The following is a 16,999-nucleotide window of genomic DNA, read 5'->3' as shown; positions in this document are numbered from 1 at the left end:
CGTTTAAAAGAGCGCCCAACCCATCATGGGCGCTCATCGCCTTATGCCACTTATTCAAGTACCGGCAAAATATAACCTTTACGCGCACTTTGCCACGCAAGAACCGCGAGGCCCAACGCAATGAAGGACAGAATCGCGCCCGCCCAGTTCGGAGAAGCCAGCCCAAACCCCGCAGCAATGGTTACCCCACCGGCCCATGCCCCCAGCGCATTTCCAAGATTAAACATGCCGATATTGACCGAGGCCGCCATTGTCGGGGCTCCCGCATGGCTGGCACGCTCCATCACCAGTTTCTGAATCGGTGAGACCGTCGCGAAGCCGAAGGCCGCCATCAGGAAGACTGAGATGCTGGCAACCCACTGGCTTTCAACACCCGCCCAGAAGACCAGCAGCACCGCCCCCTGAGCCGCGAGGGTAACGAACAGTGTGCCAAACAGAGAACGGTCAGCGAAGCGTCCACCAATCCAGTTGCCGACGGCAAGCCCCAGACCAAACAGCACCATTAATCCCGCCACGCCGCCTGCGGTGAAACCGGCCTCCTGCACCATCATTGGCGCAATGTAGGTAATCGAGGTGAAAAAGGCAGCCGGGCCGAAAATCGTGATCCCCATGACCAGCAGCACCTGCGGGTCAACAAAGGCTCTCAGTTCGTTACGTAAAGCAATCGCTTTGCCTTTCGCAATATGCGGAACCAGCACGGCTACGCTTGCCATCGTCAGCACCCCGATACCGGCAATGATCCAGAATACCAGCCGCCAGCTAAAGGTTTGCGCAAGCCAGGTCCCCGCCGGAACGCCAAGCAGATTAGCCAGCGTCAGCCCCGAAAACATAAAGGCAATGGCGCTTGCCTGGCGTCCGGGCGCCACCAGCGATGCGGCAATAATCGAGCCTATACCAAAAAAGGCCCCGTGATTAAAAGAGGTGATAATACGGCCGACAATCGCTATCTCCATTGTCGGCGCGATGGCCGTAATGATATTACCGACCGTAAAAATACCCGCCAGCGTAATCAGCATGGCCTTGCGGGGGATCCTCGCGCCAAGAATCGTTAACAGCGGTGCACCAATAAATACGCCCAGCGCGTATGACGTCGCCATCATTCCCGCCTTCGGGATACTGACGCTAAATTCTGCGGCGATTTGTGGGAGGATCCCGGCGATGACAAATTCCGTCAGGCCGATACCAAAAGCGCCCACGGCGAGGGCGAAAAGTGCGATAGGCATTGCAACTCCATTATTCGTTTTGTGACTTAATAATATTAGGTAGAATTAAGTATATTCATATTTTCATTCAGATTTAGAAGCCCTATGAGCGCATTTGATAAAGAAAAAGATGGTATTCGGCAGACAAGACATAAACCGGCGGAACTGGATGCCATTGACCGAAAAATATTAAGTGCCCTGGCAGAGGACGCAGGCCGCAGCTACACGGAATTGAGTGAGATTGTAAATTTATCGGCCCCGGCGGTTCACGATCGCGTAAAACGACTGAAGCGCGATGGGGTGATCAAGGGTACCGTGGCAGTCCTGGATGGCTGCAAGCTGGGACGGACGCTGTTAACGTTTCTGGTTATCGATACCAGTAGCTATCAGGCAACGCGCGCCCTTTTGCAGTTCACCAGCCGCAAAGAAGTGGAAGAATTACATACCGTTGCTGGCGACGGCTGCGTCTTTATCAAAGTCCGCGCCGCCGATACCGAATCGCTGGAAAATTTCCTGATGGAAATTCAAAGTCTTGAAGGCGTACGCTCCGTCCGCAGCTATATTGCGCTGTCCACGTTTCTGGAGCGCGGACCTTCGCCAGATTAACGCGCACCGGCCTTCTGGCGGGCGGTGAAAATGGTCAGTACGCCCGTGCAAAGGAGCAGCATGCTACTCATAGCAAACGTGCTCTGCCAACCGAGGTGGTCAAACACGATGCCTCCTGCCGTTGATCCAAGGGCGATGGAGAACTGAATCACCGCGACCATGAGCCCGCCTCCGGCTTCCGCGTTGTCGGGCAGCGTACGCGCAATCCATGTCCACCATCCGGTTGGCGCGGCAGTGGCCAGCATGCCCCAGAGCCCTAACAACAGTGAAACCGTCCAGACCTGATGCCCGGTCAGCATCAAGCCGATGGCAATGACGGCCATCAGTCCGGGTATGGCCACGAGCGTAGGGTAGAATTTTCTGTTGAGGAATGTCGAAACAACCAGCGTGCCTATAACACCGGCTACGCCGATAATCAGCAAAATCAACGACAAACCTGAGGAATCAACCCGCGTCACGGTCTCCAGGAACGGGCGCACATAGGTAAAGAGCGTAAACTGGCCCATGAAAAACAGGCCGCAGGCCAGCATGCCAACCGCAACCACGCGGCGGCTAAGTATGCGGAATACATCGCCAGGTGACGTGTGGCTTTTATTCGCATCCATACTGGGCAGGCTGATGCACTGCCAGATAAAGGCGACCACCGCGATGGGCACCAGGCACAAGAAAGCGCCTCGCCATCCGACCGTGGCACCCAGATAGCTTCCCAGCGGCGCGGCGACGACCGTCGCCAACGCATTACCGGCGTTGAAAATCGCCAGCGCACGTGTGACCTGATGCTGTGGCACCAGACGAATTGCCGTTGCCGCAGACATCGACCAGAATCCGCCGATCGCCATACCGATCATCGCGCGACCGACCATATACATCAGATAACTGGAAGCCAGCGCAATAATAAGCCCCGATACGGCCATCAGAACCGTCATTCCCAATAGCAGGAACTTACGATTCACATTTCCGGCCAGCGTTGAAAGCGTCAGGCTGGTCAGGACCGCCAGCGCACCGGAGATTGCAATCCCCTGCCCTGCCAGCCCCTCCGTCACGCCCAAGTCACGGGCAATCGGTGTGAGCAGGCTGACGGGCATAAATTCAGAAGCAATCAGCACAAACACGCACAGGGTCATGGCAAAAATGCCGCCCCAGTACGCGCGCTGATGATGAGATGATGGTGTTTGGTTTAGCATCGACATAGTGAAATTTCACGAAGATCAGGATAAAAGCCACCGGCCTATGGCCGGTGGCTTTGCATCAATTCAGGAGAGGGTTTATTTCAGTTTGGTCTGGAAAAATTGTTCGAATTTCGCGAAAGGTATTTTTCCGGCCACGTTATCGTACAGGTCCACGTGATTTGCCCCTGGTACCACCACCAGCTCTTTGTCTTTACTGCCGACTGCCTTGTAAGCATCTTCAGCAAAATAACGTGAATGCGCTTTCTCACCGGTCACAATCAGCGTCGGGATGGTGATTTCACTGGCGTAGCTCAGCAGCGGCATATTCATAAATGACAGCGGCATCGTTGCCGTCCACGCCCCGGTCGAGTTAACGGAACGTTCGTGGAAGCCGCGCGGCATGCGGTAGTAGTCAAAGAACTCTTTCAGTACCGGATGCGGATTTGCCGGCAGCGTTTCTGGCAGAACGCGCTCGCCCGCGCTGACCTTGCCGTTGCTGTCGACGTTAATATCATGAGCACCGTGTGCGAACGTGCCGCTCTGCGCATCCTTCCAGCGCTGTTCATTCAGATATTGCAGAACAGCACGACGGTCGGCGGTGGAATAACGGTCTTTGCCATCCCCCACACCATGGCCCATCGCCCGGCTCATGTCGTACATCACGCTGGTAGCCACCGCTTTAACGCGGGTATCCATCGCGGCATCGTTCAGCGCCATGCCGCCCCAGCCACAAATACCGAGCAGCCCGATACGGTTTCGATCCACCTCTTTTTGCAGCCCTAAGAAATCCACAGCCGCGCTGAAATCTTCCGTGTTGATATCCGGTGAGGCGACGTTTCGCGGATAGCCGCCACTTTCCCCCGTGTAAGAGGGATCGAACGCCAGGGTAACAAACCCTTGTTCCGCCAGTGTCTGCGCATACAGACCGCTGGATTGCTCTTTCACCGCGCCAAAAGGCCCACTGACCGCAATCGCCGCCAGCTTGCGATCGCCACGGTCTTTAGGCAGGTAAAGATCGCCCACTAAGGTGATGCCATAGCGGTTTGGGAACGAGACTTTACGATGTTCGACTTTCTGACTTTCAGCGAACGTTTTATCCCATTTATCTGTCATGGACACAGGGGCATTCGGATGAGTTGAATCAGCATAACTCATTGTCGTGACTCCACTTAATGATGCGAATAACAGCATGGCCGGCATCGCGGTTTTTAGCGTTCGGGTGAAGGCTTTCATAAAAGTCCCCATAAAAAACAACAGAGAGATACAGGTTTCCGACGGACAACGCTGCGGTGCTTTGCTTGGATGGGGTCATTATAGTGAGCATGATTAGTGCTGATTAGGGGGCGATTGCTGCTAAGATTGATACCATATTGTTATAAATCAACACTGAATTTGTTGGCATCAAGGGGGGATATTTCAATGGCGAAAAGGGAGAACTACAACGAGCTGTATCTGTTTATGCAGGTGGTACGAGAAGGCAGCTTTACCGCAGCGGCTCAGCGGCTGGGTCTTGCTCAGTCAGGAGTCAGCCGTTCTGTTCGCGAGCTTGAAGAAAGGCTGGGCGTCCAGCTGCTGGTGCGCACCACGCGTAAACTGTCGCTGACGCAGGCAGGCGAGCAGCTCTACCAGAAGACGGCATCGGGATTTGATACGTTAGATCGTGGGCTTGCCACTCTGGCGCATTATCGGGAGACGCCCTCCGGCACGGTGCGTATCAATGCCAGCCAGCACGCGATTGATAAATGCCTGCTGCCAAAGCTGGCGGTATTTAAACAGCGTTATCCTGATATCCGGCTTGAACTGATGAATGAGAGCCGGTTCGTCGATATCATCGAAGAGCGATTCGATGCCGGCGTCCGCCTGGGGCCTGAAGTCGGCCAGGGTATGGTCGCAGTGCGCATCACACCCGATATGGAGATGGCAATTGTGGGTACTCCCGAACACTTTCGTCGCTACGGTTTTCCGCGAACCCCAGCAGATTTAAAGGCGCATCCCTGTATCGCCTATCAGTTTGCCGACGGCAGCGTATACCAGTGGGAACTCAATCAGGAGGATAAAAAAATTACCCATCGGCCTGAAGGACAATGGGCCTTATCTGACAGCTACATGGAAGCAGAAGCCGCCCGGCTGGGCCTCGGGTTAGCCTATGTTCCTGTTGAACTGGTCGCGGATGATTTAGAACACGGTAAGCTTATCAGGGTGTTGCAGCGTAACAGCCTGCGAATGGACGGGCTGTTTCTCTATTATCCGCATCGCAACGTCTCCCCCGCCCTGCGGATGGTCATTGAGACATTGAAAATTTGAGCGAAAACGGAAGTTCACTTTTGAGTACATGAATCCTATATCGCAATAAATCAAAAAATGTAGGGTTCGTTTTGCAGAGACGCGACACCGTCCTGTATGAGAAATTAGACAGGCATTCTTTCTCGCAACACAGAGATAAGCTCGTGTAGTCCCGGTAAATGATGACGGTTACGGGGATAATAAAGATACATAGCAGGCTCTACGGGCGACCAGTCAGGTAAGACAACCCTTAACTCACCATTTTTAATATACTTTTCAACCCTTTTTTCCGGGCAGTAGGTGATCCCTACATCGCCAAGAGCAAGGTCGATGCCCGTGATGGTGTCACCAACGCATACCTGTCCCGGAACATCGATTTCACGGTATTCGTTATCTTTTCTAAATTCCCATTTATAGATAGTTCCTGCTCCCGTACGAATTTGAATACAAGAGTGCGCCATAAGGTCTTCCGGCATAAATGGAGGCTGATGGTGATAAAGATACCGTGGTGACGCCACGGCAACCCATCGTAATTCCTGACCTAATTTTACCGCGATAAAATCTTCAGGTACGGTTCCGCCATAGCGAATCCCCGCATCGAAGCCCTCTGAAATGATATCGACCATGCGGTCATCAACAGTGATATCAATCTGCATATCCGGGTAACGTTTTAAAAATGCGGGAAGATGAGGTCCAATAATCAGTTTTGCACCGTCACGGAGGACATTGAGTCGAAGGCGCCCGACAGGTTTTTCTCTGGATGCATTAATCTCGTCTAAGGCTTCAATGATTTCTTCAAAGCCGACGTTCAGACGGGCCGACAGCTTCGCACCAGCCTCTGTCGGCGAAACGGTTCGACTGGTTCGGTTAAGCAGCCTTACGCCGAGTCTGCCTTCAAGGTTTCTGACGGCATGACTCAAGGCAGATGTGGTGATCCCTAATTCAACAGCGGCCTGAGTAAAGCTTCGCAACCGCTCTACCGCCCGGAAAGCATTAAGGTCTGCAAGATCGCTACGAGATAAACGGGCTATCGGTCGCACAGGCATAGTGACACCTCAAATTGTTGAACATGACTCATGAATACATCTCGTTGCATTCAATAATGTGCCATAGAAGCCGGCCTCATTGCATTCAATTTAGTGGGTCGCTTGCCAACGTTGAGTAAAATTCAACAAACCATCCAGGTTAAATCATCAGATAAACCTGCATTTGCGATTAATATCTTTTCCTACAGAACCCTGGACCTTTGCTGGTCCCAGGTCATCATCGTGCCGCCGTGCTTTCAGGTTGATTTATGCATAATTCCGAAACGCTGAATAATGAAGATATCTTCGACAAAGATAATCTGGTGAAGCCGCCGATAAGCGTGTTTGCGGCTATCCTGACGTTAGCGCTGGGCGGCCTTTTTATTGGTACCGGTGAGTTTGCCACAATGAGTTTGCTTCCCTCTCTGGCAAATGCGACCCAGGTTTCAATCCCCGTCGCAGGACAATATATCAGTTCGTATGCCGCTGGCGTGGTGATTGGGGCACCCTTGATGGCGGTTATTGGGGCACGGTGGCCACGGAAATGGCTGCTTTATTGCCTGCTTTTTATCGCTCTGCTGGGATATATCTTTAGCGCCCTTGCGTGGAACTACTCATCACTGATGGTCGCGCGTTTCATTTCTGGCCTGCCCCACGGCGCATGGTACGGCGTTGCCGGGCTTGCCGCTTCTGTGATGGTACCGGCCTCCCAACGCACGCAATACATCGGATATGTGATGCTGGGCCTTGCTGCTGCCAATGTGGCCGGGGTTCCTGCAATGACATGGCTTGGACAACAGCTGGGTTGGCGGGTGGCGTTCTCGTTCGTCGCAGCCGGCGTCACGATTACCGCATGTATGCTTTATTTCTTTATCCCCTCATCCGCGCCGGACCATAATGCTTCCCCCTTGAGAGAATTGAGTGCCCTGGCAAAGCCTCTGGTCTGGTTTACGCTGGCCGTAGCCACCGTCGGTTTTGGTGGAATGTTTGCGGTTTATAGTTATATCACGCCAACTCTGACGCAGGTCTCTCACTTTTCGTTAGCAGAAGTTCCGGCCGTGCTGGTGTTGTGGGGAATGGGCATGGTCTGTGGGAATATACTTGGCGGCTGGATGGCCGATAAATCGCTTATCCCCGCTATCTTTGTCATGCTTTTCTGGAACATCGGTTGTCTGGGGCTATTTGCGCTGGTCGCTCAGTGGAAATGGGCCGTCCTGCTTGCTCTCTTCCTGTTGGGAAACGGCTTTGCCCTGGTTCCCGCTCTCCAGAGTCGTCTGATGACCGTCGCCAGCGATGCGCAAACACTGGCTGCTTCGCTTAATCACAGCGCATTTAATCTCTCTAATGCCATTGGCGCTTCATTAGGTGGCATGGCGATTGCTGGCGGAGCCGGTTGGGCGGCCACGGGTTGGGTTGGCGCGGCTCTGGCATCAGGCGGAGTAGTTTTCATGGTGTTATCCGTAATCGCATCGAAAAGGAGCCATCATGCCTGACAATATCATTGTCCGCGACAACGTCGCCGTTATCACCGGGGGTACTCATGGGCCCGGCGCAGCAATGGCAAGCCGGGACATTCTAGGTCAAAAAATCACGCGGCGTTGCGCCCAATACAGAACGAAAGGTCGCAGTAAAAGCAGCCGGACACGAAAAACCGAGTTGGTAGGCGACTTGTTTGATAGAAACGCCTGCGGACAGAAGATCCAGCGATACGTAAATCCTGGCCCTTTGCTTCCAATTTCTGAAACTGAAGCCGGTATCCCGAATAAACAATCGGGAAAACGTTCGCTCTGACATGGTCGCGATGTCCGCGAGATCGCTCATTGAGGCTTCCCAACGATGATTAACCACGAGCTCAGCGGCAGCACGGGACAAACGTTCGTCGCGAGGCATCGGAAGATCGGAGGCCAGCTGCTCGGCTTCGCTGAGGATCTCCATTAACAGCAACGCCATCGTCCGCTGGCTGGCGGCCTGATATTCCACACTGAATAACCCAGCGATTAGCTCTTTTACCAGCGCAGTTGCTGTGATGACATGGACATCATTACTTTTGGAAAAACGACCGCACGCCTTAATAAGACTGCGGCTGAAATAAACCGTACGAAGTTCAGTATGCGAAAGTAGGCTGTAGCTATGCTCTTGAAGCGGCGGAAGCCAGAGCGCACGCTGCGGAGGAATGACCCAGCGTTTTTCTTCTGTTTCAACCAACATAACGCCTTGCGTCGCAAACAAAAGCTGCCCCTCGACATGATAATGTGGGGGATCAATCTCTCCTCGTCTGTAAGTTTTTGCCAGCGTTGACCACCCTATCGCTTCATCATGCCTTGGCGCTTTATCTATATTGTTTGGCATTTAAGATTAAAGTCCTGCGTTTATGATTACCCTGATGACAGGGCCCGGTGAACAGGGATATCAGCTTTCGGGTTACTGTAGCAAAAAAATTACCGCATAAACCGACTTAGCTTCATCTGCAAAGATGATACAAAAATGCAGCAACTTAGAGATTAAAGGAACCTATTCCAATGCGAGTACACTTTATCGTGCATGAATATTTTGAAGCACCAGGCGCTTATGAAACATGGGCCAGACATCACGGTCATGACGTAACTTACTCACGCGTATATCTCGGTGATAAGTTACCGGTAGACGCCGAAGACATCGATTTCCTCATCGTTATGGGCGGCCCGCAAGATCCAGCGACAACAGTGGAAATGTGTCCACACTTCGATTCTAAAGGTGAGCAGAACCTGATTGCCTCTGCGGTTAACGCCGGGAAAGTCGTTATTGGGATTTGCCTCGGTTCGCAGCTTATCGGTGAATCGCTGGGGGCCCCGTTCGCACACAGCCCTGAAAAAGAGATTGGCAAATTCCCGATTACGCTGACCGAAGACGGCAGCAAGGATGAATTATTCTCTCACTTTACCAGGACGTTGGAAGTGGGACACTGGCACAATGACATGCCGGGCCTGACCCCGGATGCAAAAATTATTGCTTATAGCGAAGGTTGCCCGCGGCAGATAGTGTCTTATTCAGATCGCGTATTTGGTTTCCAGTGCCATATGGAACTCACGCCGGAAGTGGTTGAGTTATTGATAGACCATTCAGACAACGACCTCAGCCGCGCAGCAGAATACCGCTTCGTTAACACCCCTGATGAACTCCGTGCGCATGATTACAGTGAAATGAATCAGGTACTGTTTGAATTCCTTAATAAGCTAGAAGCACGTTATAAATCAGCTTAGATTTCGGACGGTTTCTGCGGGTAACCGGCCCCCCCAGCCATGAGGTGACAAGGTCATAATGCGCGGTCTGGATTTGCATAATTATGCCAGTGCCGCACGCGGGTAAGCGCGTGCGGCATGGTCATCAGGCGTTACGGCCAGCCATCACGCCACCATCGATATCCCAGATAGCGCCGGTGACCCAGCCCGTCTTGTCAGAAAGCAGGAAAGCAACGGTTTCCGCGATATCGACCGGGGTACCCACGCGACCAATCGGGTGGAAACTGTCAAAGCTGTTCATTACGTCTTTCACGTCGTCTTTCGCAATGAAGCCTTCGTAAATAGGCGTGTGAACAACGGCCGGTGAAACAGCATTCACGCGGATCCCCTTTTCACCCAGCTCAATGGCCAGATTTTTAGTCAGCGCATGCAAACCCGCTTTTGCCATTGAGTAAGCTGACGACGGTGTGGCACCGATGGCCTGCTGCGCCCACATGGAGCCGATATTAACGATGGAGCCTTTGATACCGGCCTCGACCATATTGCGCACCACATCACGGGTAATAAAGAACGTCGCGCGATTAATGCTCATGTACATGTCATAGTCTGACGATTCATGTTCGGTGAACGGTTTCGGGAAAAATACGCCAGCCGCATTGACCAGCAGGCTGATATCTTTGTGTTCGGCGTTAATGGCATCCACCACGCGCTGCATACCTTCTTCTTTCATCAGGTCGGCAACGATGATGGAAACCTGACCGTCTGCAGCCAGCGCCTGGCGGGCCTGCTCGGCTTTGTCCTGGCGGTTGCCAACCAGTACAACGCTACCACCGTTTTTCAGAACCAGCTTCGCCGTTTCGAAACCCATACCGCTTGTACCGCCGACCACTAACAGTTTTTTACCGGCAAAAGATGCGTTCATCGCTAACCTCTTTAAATTCATATGGTTGTCATAGATGAAAAGCCGCGCTCCTCATCGTGTGAAATCAGAATGCCACCCGCGCCCCTGATTGACGACTGAGAAGAAATTGCTACCCAGGAAAGAAAATCTTTCTCGCTGGCGTATACTGAGGAAAATAATGCATCAGGATGACCACAATGCGATCGCTAAACCGACTTAAATGGCTGCATGCTTTTGAAGCCACCGCCAGGCATGGCAGCTTTACCGGCGCTGCACAGGAGCTGGGCGTTACGCCCGCTGCTGTGGGCCAGCTGGTACGCTCGCTGGAAGACTGGGTCGGACACCCACTTCTTCACCGCACCCGCTCAGGAAAAGAGCGACTGACGCTGGTTGACGAAGCGCAGGAGGCGCTACTGGACATCACGCAGGGGCTCGACAAACTGGAAACCGGATTAAACAAGCTTCGTGGTCGCCGCTCACGCTCGGTAGTGGTGGTGACGGCATCGCAGGTACTGATGATGAACTGGCTGATGGATCGCCTGAACCGGTTTTCGGAAACGCACGAAAATATCGATTTGCGGCTTAACGTTACGGAAAAGCTGATGGACGTGTCGCATGGCGAGGCGGATATCGGTATTCGCTGCGGCCAGGGCGACTGGCCAGGCGTGAATAAAACCTGGCTGATGGATGAGGAAGCGGTGCTGGTCTGCAGCCCGCGCCTGGTGCCGCCCGAAAAAATAGCCTGCCGTGAATGGCTCGCCACGCAAAAACTCATTCACGATGACACGCCGCATCCCGGGGCGGATTTTCCGTCATGGAATGATGTCCTGATGGCGGTCGGCGCACCCGAAGCTCTGGAAAGCGGGCTGCATATCAACTCCACCTCGGCCGTGATCCTGTCGGCCCTGAGCGGCAGGGGCGTAGCTATTGTCCGGTACGCTCTGGTGAAACAGCTTATCGAAACCGGGCAATTGGTCCAGCTGCATCCCGACCATCAGTGGCCGCTCAAGTGGTCTTATTATCTGGTTACCCCGCAGCAAAAAGTCATGCGTGATGAAGTAAAAATTTTCCACGACTGGCTTCTTCAGGATGTCGTCTCGGATCGTTCATAAACTGCCCCTTCAGGTATTACGTTGCCCCGTCAATCACGCCGGGCGCGTGACGCTTATTGCCGAACACACTGCGACATAGAATTTCTTCTCTGCTTTGCAAGATTATCTGATTTGTTGACGCTGTCTGGCTTTCTGATAATCGCTCTCAACGAAAGGTAATACAGGCCGGTTTTTTAACCGGACGTGTTACCTCAACCCTGAGCAAAGGAGAGAACGATGGCTTATCTGCAAATCACCCTGGATATCAGTAATGAAAATCGTGCGGCTGCCGCGGGGGTATACCAGAAGTACAAAACCCCGTTTTTGACCATCATCGAGGGCGCCACCTCAAAAGAGCTGCTTGTCCGTGACGAGGACGTCCAGGTACTGCACGGCTTTACGACAGTGGCACAGGCGCAGGCATACCTTAGCAGTCCGCTGTTCACGCAGGATGTCGTTGCCGGATTAACACCCTATTTAAACAGCGCGCCTGACGTACGTATTTACGACGTCATGTAATGACTTTTCTGAGACAGAAAATAACCGGAGTTTTGCATGTTCTTAAACTGGAATGAATATCGCAGTGGCCTGCTCGCCACCATCGGAAAATTTGCCAAACTACAGCCAGAGTTTATGAAGGGCTTTCAGCAGATGGATAAAGGGGCGTCAGAAAACAAGCACCTTGATCCCAAAACACACGAACTGATTGCACTGGCCGTGGCCGTAACCACTCGCTGTGACGGTTGCCTGGCCGTACACGTGGACGCTGCGGTTAAGCACGGCGCCACGCGTGAAGAGATAGCCGAAGCGCTGGCCGTTGCCATTAACCTGAATACCGGCGCAGCATTAACGTATACCGCTCGCGCTCTGGATGCGTACGATAATCTGCCGAACAAATAGGCCTGCCGACGGCCCCCTGTAGGGCCGTCTAATCACTGGCTATGATTTCAACGGTAAGCATATCTTTCTTCTTTGCCTCCTGAACGTGACGTCACCTTCTTCAATACCGCTGAAGTTTATGGCCCCTCACGGAGTTGTCGCATTTCAGCACGCCTTGGGCTTACAACGCCCGGCATAGAACGCTTTGTCCCTCGTTGGATCACTGTAATATTTACACCAATAAGATAACCCTTGTAAGTTCTTAAAAGCTATGACTGGAGCTTCATTTGAGTACTAATGCTCTTACTCGAAATGACTCATTACTCTTTTCATCATGTCCCCCTTGGTGCATGTCCGACCGTCTCCCCAAAATTAATGAACACATCTAATAAACCCTAGCTAATTACCCCATCTAATCAAATAAATCACTTCGCGCTATCCTCTTCCTACTCAACGACCAAAGGATAACGTCATGCAAACTGTAAAACTGAACAACGGCATTGAAATGCCCCTGCTGGGCTTTGGTGTGTTTCAGATGTCTGATGCCGCGGAATGCGAAAGAGCCGTTATTGATGCCATTGATACGGGATACCGTCTGATCGATACCGCCGCGTCTTACCAGAATGAAACCCAGGTCGGGAACGCGCTGAAACAGACCGGCATCGCCCGTGATGAACTGTTTGTCACCACCAAACTGTGGCTGCAGGATACTAATTATGAAGGCGCGAAAGCCCAGTTCGAACGCTCTCTGAACCGACTGCAGCTTGATTACGTTGACCTGTATCTGATTCACCAGCCTTACGGTGATGTCCATGGAGCATGGCGTGCGATGGAAGAGCTGCAGCAGGCAGGCAAAATTCGCGCCATTGGCGTCAGCAACTTCCATCCAGACCGACTGGCCGACCTTATCGCCTTCAACAACGTTGCCCCTGCGGTAAACCAGATTGAAGTTAACCCGTTCAACCAACAGCTTCACGCCGTTCCCTGGAACCAGAGCCATGGCATTCAGCCGGAAGCCTGGGCACCGTTTGCTGAGGGGAAAAATGGCCTGTTCCAGCATCCTGTGTTAACGGCGATTGGCCAGAAATACGGCAAAAGCGTGGGTCAGGTTGTGCTGCGGTGGATCTTCCAGCGGGGCATCGTTTCACTGGCGAAATCGGTGCGTAAAGAGCGCATGGAAGAGAACATCAACATTCTGGATTTTGAACTCAGCGCTGAGGATATGCTGCACATTGCCGCCCTCGACACCGCAACCAGCGCGTTCTTCTCTCACCGCGACCCGGCAATGGTGGAATGGCTGACTGGCCGCAAACTTGATGTTTAAGTCGCGTTAAAAGAGGTATTTATTCAATGCAAAAACGTTATCTGGGTCAATCCCGACTCGAAGTCTCCGCGCTTGGGCTCGGCTGCATGGGCTTAAGCCACGGCTATGGCCCGGCAACCGATACCCGTCAGGCAATCGAGCTTATTCGCGCCGCGGTTGAACGTGGCGTCACCTTCTTCGATACCGCTGAAGTGTATGGCCCCTTCCTTAATGAAGAGGTTGTTGGCGAGGCCTTAAAACCGTTTCGTGACCGCATGGTCATCGCCACCAAGTTTGGTTTTACCTTCGGTACGGACAACAAGCAGCAGATTTTAAACAGCCGCCCGGAGCATATCCGTGAAGCGGTGGAAGGCTCATTACGCCGTCTTAAGACTGATGTTATTGATCTGCTGTATCAACACCGTGTCGATCCGAATGTGCCGATTGAAGACGTTGCGGGTACGGTGAAAGACCTGATTGCTGAAGGCAAAGTCAAACATTTCGGGCTGTCTGAAGCGGGCGCACAAACTATTCGTCGCGCGCATGCCATACAACCGGTCACGGCGCTGCAAAGCGAATACTCCCTGTGGTGGCGCGAGCCTGAGCAGGAGATCCTGCCGCTGCTGGAGGAACTGGGCATCGGTTTTGTGCCCTTCAGTCCATTAGGCAAAGGCTTCCTGACGGGATCGATTAAGCCTGGAACGACGTTTGGGAAAGATGATTATCGCAGCACCGTACCGCGCTTCGCCGAGCAGGCGATTGAAGCCAATGAAAAGCTGGTTTCCTTGCTGGGCGAACTGGCGGCAGAGAAAGGCGTGACGTCTGCGCAAATCGCACTGGCATGGCTGCTGGCACAAAAGCCGTGGATTGCTCCTATCCCGGGCACCACTAAACTACACCGGCTGGAGGAGAACCTGGGGGCTGCCGACATCATTCTTTCGCAGGATGACTCACGGCAGATAACCCAGGCGCTTGAAACGATTAAGATCGTCGGCGAACGTTACTCTCCCGAGCATCAGGCCCGAGTAGGCCGTTAATACCCGAACGGGTCCTCAGCGAATGGGGGACCCGTTATTCCTGGTAGCGAAGTGCATCGATCATCAGCGCAAAAGCGGGCGGATGCTGCTTACGGCTCGGGTAGTAAAGATAATAGCCGGGGAAAGTCGGACACCAGTCCTGCAGAACCTGAATAAGCGCTCCTGACTTTATATGATCCTGCACCCTGTCTTCCGGTATACAGGCGATGCCAAAACCGGATAACGCCGCATCAATTCTTTCCGCCTGTAGGTTAAACGTGACCTGCCCTTCCACTCTGACTCGTAACGGCTTCCCATCCTTCTCAAACTCCCAGTGGTAAAGCCCACCAGCAGTCGGCAGGCGCATATTGATACACCGGTGATGTTGTAGCTCGTGCGGCGTTTCAGGGGCAGGATTTACCGCGAAATACGATGGGGCCCCCACAACGGCCATTCTCATGTCCGGCCCAATTCTTACCGCAATCATGTCCTTGTCCACGCTTTCACCCAGACGGATCCCGGCATCAAAACGCCCCTCAACAATATTGACAAAGCCGTTATCCACCACCAGTTCGAGATTAATTTCCGGATATTCCCTGAGGAAGGGTTTTAGCTTCGGCCATACCAGGCTTCGCGCGGCATGCTCCCCGGCAGATAAACGGATATTGCCGGAGGCGGTGCCATTCAGTTGAACCAGCGATTCCAGCTCCTGTTCAAGGTCGGCAATACGCGGTTCAAGGCAGGCAATAATTCTCTCACCGGCCTCCGTAGGGGCCACGCTTCGGGTGGTGCGGGTCAGAAGGCGGATATTCAGCCTCTCCTCCAGGGCCTTCATCGCGTGGCTGAGTGCAGACTGCGAAACCCCCAGTTTCCCTGCTGCTTTGGTAAAACTACGCTCCCTTGCTACCACCAGAAAGATTTGCAGTTCGTTGAAGTTTTCTTTAAGCACCGGCGATTTCCTTATGGAGGTATTCCCTTCATCGCACACTCATGAAGGGTATTCATAGACACAATCATTTTAGCCCTATTACTGACAATAATGATAATTGATATTCTGACTGTATCGAAATAAGTCCGAATTATCGGAAGGTTTATCATGAAAATACTGGTTGCAGGCGCGACGGGAAGTATTGGTCTTCACGTCGTGAGTACCGCTATTGAAATGGGCCATCAGCCCATCGCACTGGTCAGAAATAAACGTAAAGTTAAATTGCTTCCTCGCGGAACGGATGTTTTTTACGCCGACGTTTCAATGGCTGAAACCCTCACCGAATTACCGAAAGATATTGATGCCATCATCTTTACCCTCGGTTCCGATGGTCAGGGTCGTATTGGCGCCCGCGCGGTCGATTACGGCGGCGTGCGGAATATTTTACGCATATTCAAGGATACGCCTGTTCGTATTAGCCTGATGACCACGATTGGGGTAACTGAACGACTCAGTACCTGGAATCAACGCACTGAGGTTCATGACTGGAAAAGACGTGCCGAGCGTCTGGTGAGAGCAAGTGGCCATCCCTATATCATCGTCAGGCCCGGCTGGTTTGATTACAACAATGATGATGAACACAGAATCGTTATGCTTCAAGGAGACAGGCGCCATGCGGGAACGCCGGAAGATGGCGTGATATCCCGGGAGCAAATCGCTCGCGTGCTGGTTGATGCTCTGAGCAACGATGCGGCAAAAAATAAAACCTTCGAGCTGGTAGCTGAACGCGGTGAAGCACCGCAGGATCTTACCCCGCTGTTTGCAGACCTGCAGGCTGATAGTCCGCAAAACAATAATGGGGTTTTGGACATCGACAATATGCCGCTCAAGGAAGAACCAGAATGCATTATTAACGAGCTGAACCTGTATTCAAAAAAAATTAACTGACCGACAACCCTGACCATTTTGTCATATAGCGGTCAGCATCATGACAGCTTAGATCTGTATATTTGAGTATATCGACGGGGATAGTTCCCCTGATACGAGTCCAGTTGCAAACATAGATTTTAAAAGAGGTATTCGATATGAAAGCGCTACTTATTACGACATTGGTCATCGGATTTATTTCAGTGAATGCCGCTTCTGCTGCCCAGGAAATTAATCATACCGACGGCAAAGAAAAGATCGGTGTCATCTCAGCCAGCAATGCCTATACGCTTGATGATTTAGCGAACGCGCTCTCTCGTAAGGCTGATGAGCAAGGCGCAACGTCATTCAAAATTCTGTCAACCACGGGGAATAACCGGCTGCACGGGGTTGCAGAGATCTATAAATAAAATTTCGAACAGTTAACAAAAGCAGCTAATTGAAAAAGCCT

General features: G+C 52.5%; 18 protein-coding genes. 11 read left to right on the top strand and 7 right to left on the bottom strand.

From position 1 onward, the window contains the following. Positions 1 to 50: 50 nt before the first annotated feature. The gene (locus ACH1XZ_RS02640) at positions 51 to 1,223 is read right to left on the bottom strand and encodes an MFS transporter (protein ID WP_395594227.1); all 1,173 of its coding nucleotides are present in this window, start codon (positions 1,221 to 1,223) and stop codon (positions 51 to 53) included. A gap of 84 nt (positions 1,224 to 1,307) precedes the next feature. On the opposite strand from ACH1XZ_RS02640, the gene ACH1XZ_RS02635 reads away from it, so the two are divergent. Beyond that, positions 1,308 to 1,808 (top strand): Lrp/AsnC family transcriptional regulator, encoded by a 501-nt coding sequence (locus ACH1XZ_RS02635; RefSeq protein WP_087050470.1) that lies wholly within the window; start codon positions 1,308 to 1,310, stop codon positions 1,806 to 1,808. Here ACH1XZ_RS02635 and ACH1XZ_RS02630 read toward each other — a convergent pair. Further along, positions 1,805 to 2,932, bottom strand: coding sequence for an MFS transporter (locus ACH1XZ_RS02630; RefSeq protein WP_395594684.1), 1,128 nt, complete (start codon positions 2,930 to 2,932; stop codon positions 1,805 to 1,807). The genes ACH1XZ_RS02635 and ACH1XZ_RS02630 overlap by 4 nt on opposite strands. Positions 2,933 to 3,073: 141 nt before the next feature. Beyond that, entirely contained in the window at positions 3,074 to 4,132 is a 1,059-nt protein-coding gene (locus ACH1XZ_RS02625) for an alpha/beta hydrolase (protein ID WP_395594226.1), read from the bottom strand. A gap of 264 nt (positions 4,133 to 4,396) precedes the next feature. Between ACH1XZ_RS02625 and ACH1XZ_RS02620 the strand changes: the two genes are divergently transcribed. Next, complete coding sequence (locus tag ACH1XZ_RS02620) at positions 4,397 to 5,281, top strand: LysR family transcriptional regulator (protein ID WP_395594225.1); 885 nt, start codon at positions 4,397 to 4,399, stop codon at positions 5,279 to 5,281. A gap of 104 nt (positions 5,282 to 5,385) precedes the next feature. Here the strand turns inward: ACH1XZ_RS02620 and ACH1XZ_RS02615 are convergent, their stop codons facing one another. Continuing rightward, entirely contained in the window at positions 5,386 to 6,306 is a 921-nt protein-coding gene (locus tag ACH1XZ_RS02615; RefSeq protein ID WP_395594224.1) for a LysR family transcriptional regulator, read from the bottom strand. A gap of 248 nt (positions 6,307 to 6,554) precedes the next feature. Between ACH1XZ_RS02615 and ACH1XZ_RS02610 the strand changes: the two genes are divergently transcribed. After that, positions 6,555 to 7,778: an MFS transporter gene (locus tag ACH1XZ_RS02610; RefSeq protein WP_395594223.1), complete on the top strand. Its 1,224-nt coding sequence runs from the start codon at positions 6,555 to 6,557 to the stop codon at positions 7,776 to 7,778. Between the two features lie 82 nt (positions 7,779 to 7,860). Here the strand turns inward: ACH1XZ_RS02610 and ACH1XZ_RS02605 are convergent, their stop codons facing one another. Next, positions 7,861 to 8,634, bottom strand: a complete 774-nt coding sequence (locus ACH1XZ_RS02605) for an AraC family transcriptional regulator (protein WP_395594222.1) — start codon at positions 8,632 to 8,634, stop codon at positions 7,861 to 7,863. 170 nt (positions 8,635 to 8,804) lie between these two features. Between ACH1XZ_RS02605 and ACH1XZ_RS02600 the strand changes: the two genes are divergently transcribed. After that, complete coding sequence (locus tag ACH1XZ_RS02600; protein ID WP_395594221.1) at positions 8,805 to 9,524, top strand: type 1 glutamine amidotransferase; 720 nt, start codon at positions 8,805 to 8,807, stop codon at positions 9,522 to 9,524. A 124-nt stretch (positions 9,525 to 9,648) separates the two neighbouring features. On the opposite strand, the gene ACH1XZ_RS02595 is transcribed toward ACH1XZ_RS02600, so the two are convergent. Further along, the gene (locus tag ACH1XZ_RS02595; protein ID WP_395594220.1) at positions 9,649 to 10,425 is read right to left on the bottom strand and encodes an SDR family NAD(P)-dependent oxidoreductase; all 777 of its coding nucleotides are present in this window, start codon (positions 10,423 to 10,425) and stop codon (positions 9,649 to 9,651) included. Positions 10,426 to 10,601: 176 nt separating this feature from the next. On the opposite strand from ACH1XZ_RS02595, the gene ACH1XZ_RS02590 reads away from it, so the two are divergent. The 5 genes from ACH1XZ_RS02590 to ACH1XZ_RS02570 all read left to right on the top strand — a co-directional run bounded on the left by ACH1XZ_RS02590 (position 10,602) and on the right by ACH1XZ_RS02570 (position 14,714). Further along, entirely contained in the window at positions 10,602 to 11,516 is a 915-nt protein-coding gene (locus ACH1XZ_RS02590; protein ID WP_395594219.1) for a LysR substrate-binding domain-containing protein, read from the top strand. A 216-nt stretch (positions 11,517 to 11,732) separates the two neighbouring features. Next, positions 11,733 to 12,014 carry a hypothetical protein gene (locus ACH1XZ_RS02585; RefSeq protein ID WP_395594218.1) on the top strand — a complete coding sequence of 94 codons (282 nt, stop codon included), beginning with the start codon at positions 11,733 to 11,735 and terminating at the stop codon, positions 12,012 to 12,014. A gap of 36 nt (positions 12,015 to 12,050) precedes the next feature. Continuing rightward, complete coding sequence (locus tag ACH1XZ_RS02580; protein ID WP_333110173.1) at positions 12,051 to 12,395, top strand: carboxymuconolactone decarboxylase family protein; 345 nt, start codon at positions 12,051 to 12,053, stop codon at positions 12,393 to 12,395. Positions 12,396 to 12,846: 451 nt separating this feature from the next. After that, complete coding sequence (locus ACH1XZ_RS02575) at positions 12,847 to 13,698, top strand: aldo/keto reductase (RefSeq protein WP_395594217.1); 852 nt, start codon at positions 12,847 to 12,849, stop codon at positions 13,696 to 13,698. A 26-nt stretch (positions 13,699 to 13,724) separates the two neighbouring features. Continuing rightward, positions 13,725 to 14,714, top strand: coding sequence for an aldo/keto reductase (locus ACH1XZ_RS02570; RefSeq protein ID WP_395594216.1), 990 nt, complete (start codon positions 13,725 to 13,727; stop codon positions 14,712 to 14,714). Positions 14,715 to 14,748: 34 nt separating this feature from the next. Here ACH1XZ_RS02570 and ACH1XZ_RS02565 read toward each other — a convergent pair whose 3' ends face one another. Continuing rightward, positions 14,749 to 15,642, bottom strand: a complete 894-nt coding sequence (locus tag ACH1XZ_RS02565) for a LysR family transcriptional regulator (protein ID WP_395594215.1) — start codon at positions 15,640 to 15,642, stop codon at positions 14,749 to 14,751. Between the two features lie 147 nt (positions 15,643 to 15,789). Between ACH1XZ_RS02565 and ACH1XZ_RS02560 the strand changes: the two genes are divergently transcribed. Continuing rightward, positions 15,790 to 16,569: an SDR family oxidoreductase gene (locus ACH1XZ_RS02560; RefSeq protein WP_395594214.1), complete on the top strand. Its 780-nt coding sequence runs from the start codon at positions 15,790 to 15,792 to the stop codon at positions 16,567 to 16,569. Between the two features lie 137 nt (positions 16,570 to 16,706). After that, positions 16,707 to 16,958: a YdgH/BhsA/McbA family protein gene (locus tag ACH1XZ_RS02555; protein ID WP_395594213.1), complete on the top strand. Its 252-nt coding sequence runs from the start codon at positions 16,707 to 16,709 to the stop codon at positions 16,956 to 16,958. The last annotated feature ends 41 nt before the right edge of the window (positions 16,959 to 16,999 follow it).

Source organism: Kluyvera chengduensis (genome assembly GCF_044197065.1).
Lineage (GTDB): Bacteria > Pseudomonadota > Gammaproteobacteria > Enterobacterales > Enterobacteriaceae > Kluyvera > Kluyvera ascorbata_C.
Note: the sequence above shows the minus strand (reverse complement) of the source record. Positions and strands in the feature narration are given on the sequence as shown.